Here is a 5075-nt window from a genome sequence, read left to right on the forward strand (position 1 = left end):
ATTTCCGGTCTGGAGGACGAGTACCTCAACGCAACCGGCAAGCCGAAGCTCGTCTACGTTCAGTCCCCGGCCCCCGACCGGGATCCACGGCTCAGCGCCATGCTCGAGCGGATCCAATCCGATGGGCTGTCCTATCGCGGCTACGGAACTGCCGCGCAACTCTCCACGCTGATCGCTGACGATCTCGCCGTGCTGCTGAGCGAGCGGTTCGACCTCTCGGACGCGGGGCCTGATCCTTCCCGACCAAGCCGCCCGCTGCCGGCTCCGGCATCCCGATTCATCGGACGGCAACGCGAGAAAGCGAACCTGCGGGAGCTGTTGACCGGCGGAGACGCGCGCCTGGTCACCCTCGTCGGATCAGGCGGGATCGGCAAGACACGCCTGGCCCTCGAGGTCGGCGCAACCTTGGCCCAGGAGTTCGACGGTGTAGCACTGGTGTCGCTCGGCGAGCTGGCTTCGGCGGATCTGGTCGTGTCAGCGATCGCTTCGTCCCTCGGCGTTCCCGAGTCACCGGGTCAGCCGTTGCTGGACATGGTCATCAACTACCTCCGGGCCCGCAGGATGCTGCTCATCGTCGACAACTTCGAACACGTCGTGGCTGCCGCTGGAGTGATCGGACAGCTGATCACCAGCGCGGATCGGCTGGTGCTGATGATCACCAGCCGGGAACGGCTACGGCTCTCCGGTGAGCGCGTCGTCGAAGTGCCTCCCTTGGGCGTCCCGCGCGACCTCGACGACATCGACGTGCTGCAGCACTCCGAGGCGATCGAGCTGTTCGTCGACCGCGCGGACGCCGCCGGAGGGAGCCTCCACCTTGATCATGATCGGTTGCGCACCGTCGCCGAGATCTGTCGGCGGATCGACGGAATCCCACTCGCGATCGAACTCGCCGCAGCACGCGTCGCATTCGTGGGACTGGACGAACTGCTGCGCCGGTTGGATCACCGCCTCGGTTTCTTGACCAGCGGTCAGCGGGACGCCCCAGCGCGGCAGCAGACTTTGCGGTCCACCATTGCCTGGAGTCACGACCTACTGAGCGAGGCGGAACGGCGGTTGTTCGCCCGCCTGGGTGTGTTTGCCGCCGGATTTTCGCTGGACGCCGCGGAGTCGGTGTGCACGGACGAAGGGGTCCCTCCGGTTCTGGATGGCATCGCTTCCCTCGTGGACAAGAGCCTCCTGCGTACGGAGGACCCGCTGCTGGGGCAGCCGCGTTTCACGATGCTCCAACTGGTCCGAGATTTCGCGCTGGAACAGCTCGAGCTGATGGGGGAGTCGCAGCGGCTCCGGCGGGCGCACGCCGCCTATTTTCAGGATGTGGTGACGGACGCCGAGCCGGTGTTGAGGCGTGACCCGGGACCGGTGATCGAGCGATTTCGTGGCGACCGAGCGAATATTCGCAGCGCGGTCCGCTGGTCTCTCGACGTCGGAGAGGCTGGGCGCGCTGCCCGCATGATGGCTGCCATCTGGCCGCTTCTGTGGATGGCCGGCCAACTCAGCGAGGGTGTAGAGGTGGCGCAGGAGACGCTACGGAAGCAGGATGCGCTCAGCGCTGTCGAGCGTGCGCACGGATCCCTCGGTCTGGGGATGCTTGCCTTCGGGCAAGGTGACTACGACCGATCCGAGCCCGCGTTGGAAACAGCCATCGACCTCTACACCGAGATCGGCGATGCCCGGGGCGTCGCCACGGCCTCGGTGCCGCTGGGGTTGATCCGAGCCGTTCAGCAGCCGGACGAAGGCGAGGAACTCCTCACCCGCGCCGCGGACACATTCCGCGAACTCGACGATCCGTGGGGTGTTGCGTTCGCTTCGCTCAATCTGGGAGGTGCCCTGCTGCTTCACCACCGGTACGCCGAGGCCATCCCGCCGCTCGAGGAAAGCGTCAGGCTCGCAAGCGCCGTACGAGCTGACGTCTTCCTGAGTAACGCCCTCATCAACCTGGGCTGGATTCACCTCAGACTCGGTGATCTCGAGTCCGCGCGCGGGCGGCTGAGCGAGTCGGTGGAGCACGCGGTCGAACTGGACAATCGGGAAAGTCTGGCCCGGGCCCTCGACGCGCTCGCCGCCGTCGCCGACGCCGCGGGAGAGCCGGACTACGGCGCGGCCATGCTCGGTGCGGCTGAGGACGTCCGCCGCTCGATCGGAGCGAGCGTCTGGGCGACCGACCGAGAAAGCCACAACCAGACCGCGACTCGGCTCCGGACTGAGCTCGGCGACAGTGACTACGCGGCGGCGACCGATCGCGGGCGTGGGCTCACGGTCGACGAGCTGAGGGAGATGGCCGCGCCCAGCTGACGGGTTCAGCGCGCGATGGCTTCGAGGATGCTGTACCGGAACGCTGTTTGCGTCGTGCGCACGAGCTGCAGGTCTGCCCTGTCGAGGAGTTCGGCATACTCCGCTTCCGATCGCTCGCGACCATGAAGGAATACCAGCATGGTCAGATCAAGCTGACTGACGGCTTCGGTCTGCTTGCCGGGCGGGCGGATCAGTTCGACGAGCAGGACCGACGCCCCGGCGGCCATTGCCTGTCGACAGTTCGTCAAGATCTTGACGGCCGCGGCGTCGTCCCAGTCGTGCAGGATGTATTTCAGTACGTAGGCGTCGCCGCCGGAAGGCACTGACTTGAAGAAGTCGCTAGGCATTTTGGTGGCGCGATTAGCGGCAACCAGCTCGTCAAAGACGGGCTCAGTGTTGTCGATGACTTGGGGACTGTCATGAAGTACGCCAAACACGTCCGGATGGCGGTGCAAGATCGACGCGAGGATGGCACCTCGGCCGCCGCCCACATCGACGACCTTGCGATACCTACCGAAATCGTGGCCAGAGACGATGGCGTCGACCTCATCCTGGTCGTTGGACGAGGTCATGACGTCATTGAAGATCTCGGCGAGTCGAGGGTGGGCGTCCAGGTAGCCGAAGAACGGCTGTCCATAGATTCGTTCGAACGCCGGTTGGCCGGTCCGGACGCTGTCGGCCAATCCCGACCAGGAGCGCAGATACTCCTGGGTGGCGGTCCACGATGCTTGCCGTCTCAAGCTGTTCGGCGCCTGCCCCGGCAGTTCTTCGGCCAAGGCGGTGATCGAGTAGCGGCCGTCGGCGTCCTGCTGGACAAGGTCGAAGCCGGCCAAGGCACGCATCAGCCGCTGTAGCGACGGTGCATGCGTGTCGGTACGTTGAGCCAGCTCGCTGATCTCCACGGGACCGTCCGCCAGGACGTCGACAACGCCCAATTTGGCCGCGGCGAGCACTGCGAATGCTTTCTCGAACTCGTTGGTCAAGAGCCGCCGCAGATACGAGGCGGAAACGCCTGCGCTGTCGTCTGCGGTCACGCTCAACCTCCGACCTCGACCCCCTGCAGAGCGGAATCCTCCGCCATCTGGCTCAACAATGGCGGGATCAGAACGTAACGCGCAACGACAATCTGTTGAGGCTAATCGGTCGCCAGGCGGGCGCCGAAGGCGACGAGCACCGCTCCGGCGACCGCGTCGAGGGCCCGCTTGATCGGGCCGCGGAGAAGCAGTTCACGGACCCGACTGAGCACGAAGGCGTAGCCGGAAAGCCAGACGAAGGTCAACACGGCGAACATGCTGCCCAGCAGCAACGACCCGGCCAGGCTGCGGGCACCCGCGGGAACGAACTGTGGCAGCAGGCTGAGAAAGAACGCGGCCATCTTGGGATTGGCCAGATTGCTGAGGAGACCCTGGCGAAACGCCCGTCTCGGAGCATGCTCGCCCAGGACCGGCTGGCGCTCGTGGGCGGCTGAGCCGGATGGGGGAGAACGACGGACGGCCGACCACAACGACCGAAGCCCAAGGAAGATCAAGTATGCGGCGCCGAACCACCGAAGGGCCTGGAACGCGGGCGCCGAGGCGAGGAGCAGGCCAGCGATACCGAGGCTGGCGGCGACGGTCCAGGCCAACTGTCCGGTGGCGACGCCGGCCGCGGTCGCGATGCCGCCTCGTCGATCACCGGCAAGTGTGTTGCGGACCGTGAGAGCGGTATCCGGTCCGGGGACGCAGATGACCACGGCGGCGATGCCCAGGAAGGCCAAGAACTGTCCGGACACCGTCCAGGTGTAGCAGATCCAGTCCGGGGCGCAGTGAGGTGCGTGGCGGTCAGTCCGTCAGTTCGCGGCCAGCAGTACGCCGAGCAGGTGCTCGATGCGGCCGCGGATCTGGTCGCGGACACGTCGGACGGTGTCGAGGTCTTGGCCCGCCGGGTCCTCGAGAACCCGCTCGAGGGCGGTGATCACCGGGTTGAACGCCGCCGACACCGGCTGCCGCGCGAGGATGAGGACCGTCAGGGCCGCACCGGTAGCGAGGCTGCTCTCCAGCAGCTGCAACCCGACATCATTTGGGGAGAGTCGTTGCGCGGCGATCCCCGAGCCGATCACGGCGACCACCAGGAAGCCGGTGCCTACTGCCTCCGCCGTGGCCCGGCGAACGAGAGGCGAATTCACGCAGGTGCCGACGCGGGTTTGGTGGCACGCACGATGGCCGCGTGCATCTGCGGTGCGGCTTCGTGGGTGAACAGCACGGACGTGTCGCCGAAGCCGGCCTCGCCGAGCCCGTCCAGGTACTCCTGCTTCGCCCACGCGCCGGCCATGCTCCCCTCGAACGAGCCCCGCTCGGCTCGATCGGCGCTGGTGAGCTGGTCCTCGGCGACCACGTCAGACACCCCGATGCGGCCGCCGGGCTTGAGAACCCGGAACGTCTCGGCCAACACCTTGGCCTTGTCGCCGGAAAGGTTGATCACACAGTTCGAAATCACCACGTCGACCGAGGCGTCCGGCAGCGGCAGATTCTCGATCGTGCCCTTCAAGAATTCGACATTGGTGGCGCCGGCCTCGGCAGCGTTCGTGCGAGCCAGGTCGAGCATCTCGTCGGTCATGTCGACCCCGTACGCGAATCCGTGGGGGCCGACCCGGCGGGCGGACAACAGCACGTCGATCCCACCGCCGGAGCCGAGGTCGAGCACGGTCTCCCCGGGGCGCAGGTCGGCGACCGCCACCGGGTTCCCGCACCCGAGCGAGGCCAGCAGCGCATCCTTCGGAAGCTCACCTTGCTCATCGGATGCGT

4 protein-coding genes and 1 pseudogene are annotated in these 5075 nt (G+C 66.5%); 1 reads left to right on the plus strand and 4 read right to left on the minus strand.

What is annotated here, in order from left to right; genetic code table 11:
- The coding region (locus VFX99_RS08700) for an ATP-binding protein (RefSeq protein WP_329665902.1) at nucleotides 1-2292 on the plus strand (2292 nt) is incomplete at its 5' end.
- A 5-nt stretch (nucleotides 2293-2297) separates the two neighbouring features.
- Here VFX99_RS08700 and VFX99_RS08705 read toward each other — a convergent pair.
- From VFX99_RS08705 to arsM, 4 genes and pseudogenes are all read right to left on the minus strand, one after another.
- A complete protein-coding gene (locus VFX99_RS08705) occupies nucleotides 2298-3326 on the minus strand; it encodes a methyltransferase (RefSeq protein ID WP_329665903.1) in 1029 nt (342 codons plus the stop codon).
- Between the two features lie 101 nt (nucleotides 3327-3427).
- The gene (locus VFX99_RS08710; RefSeq protein WP_329665904.1) at nucleotides 3428-4063 is read right to left on the minus strand and encodes a LysE family translocator; all 636 of its coding nucleotides are present in this window, start codon (nucleotides 4061-4063) and stop codon (nucleotides 3428-3430) included.
- A gap of 159 nt (nucleotides 4064-4222) precedes the next feature.
- Nucleotides 4223-4456, minus strand: a pseudogene (locus tag VFX99_RS08715) (aquaporin); the annotation flags it as partial.
- Nucleotides 4453-5075, minus strand: a 623-nt coding sequence (gene arsM / locus VFX99_RS08720) for an arsenite methyltransferase (protein ID WP_329665906.1), incomplete at its 5' end; no start/stop codon positions are given. The pseudogene VFX99_RS08715 and the gene arsM, both read right to left, overlap by 4 nt.

Origin of the sequence: Microbacterium sp., assembly GCF_036277215.1 — a bacterium.
In the GTDB taxonomy this organism is placed as follows: Bacteria; Actinomycetota; Actinomycetes; order Actinomycetales; family Microbacteriaceae; genus Microbacterium.